Raw genomic sequence first — 610 nt, 5'->3', positions numbered from 1 at the left:
GCGGGCTATTACGCGGCGACCAAACACGCCGTCGAAGGCTGGTCCGATGCGCTCGCAACGGAAGCCGCGCCGCTCGGCATCCGCGTGACCTGCATCGAACCGGGGCCGTTTCGCACCGACTGGGCCGGCCGCTCGCTGAAGCAGACGCCGAGCCGCATCGACGACTACGCGGAGACGGCGGGCAAGCGCATGCAGGCGACGGCGCAAACCAGCGGCCATCAGCCGGGCGATCCGGCGCGCGCAGTTGAGGCGATGATCCGCATCACCGAAACCGACGAGCCGCCGCGTCACCTCGTGCTGGGCGCGTTCGGCGTGGATGCGGTGTCGAAGCGCCTGCATGCGGCGCTCGCCGACATCGACGCGTGGCGCAAGACGAGCCTCGGCGCAGACTTTCCCGATGGCGCAAAGTAGTCACTCAGGCTGTGGCGCGTCGGGATAGTATTGCGGCGCTTCGCGCCGGTCGTGCATGCCGTAATCGCGTATCACGCGCACGCTGCGCAGCCGCGCGCCGTCGGGTAGCGTGAGCGTATTTGCGTAGCTGTCGGCGGCCTGCTTGTCGCGCCATGCCGTGAGAAGAATCACGTCCCCCGGTGTCAGGACGGCTTCGAAC

1 protein-coding gene and 1 pseudogene are annotated in these 610 nt (G+C 68.5%); one reads left to right on the top strand and one right to left on the bottom strand.

Going from position 1 to position 610, the window contains the following annotated elements:
• On the top strand, positions 1 to 411 hold a 411-nt coding region (locus tag BN2475_RS33065; RefSeq protein WP_143326065.1), incomplete at its 5' end, for an SDR family NAD(P)-dependent oxidoreductase.
• Here BN2475_RS33065 and BN2475_RS33060 read toward each other — a convergent pair.
• Positions 412 to 610 (bottom strand): annotated as a pseudogene (locus BN2475_RS33060) (antibiotic biosynthesis monooxygenase); the annotation flags it as partial.

Origin of the sequence: Paraburkholderia ribeironis (genome assembly GCF_900019265.1) — a bacterium.
GTDB classification, from domain to species: Bacteria; Pseudomonadota; Gammaproteobacteria; order Burkholderiales; family Burkholderiaceae; genus Paraburkholderia; species Paraburkholderia ribeironis.
The sequence above is the reverse complement of the archived record's forward strand: the minus strand, read 5'-3'. Positions and strand labels throughout refer to the sequence as shown.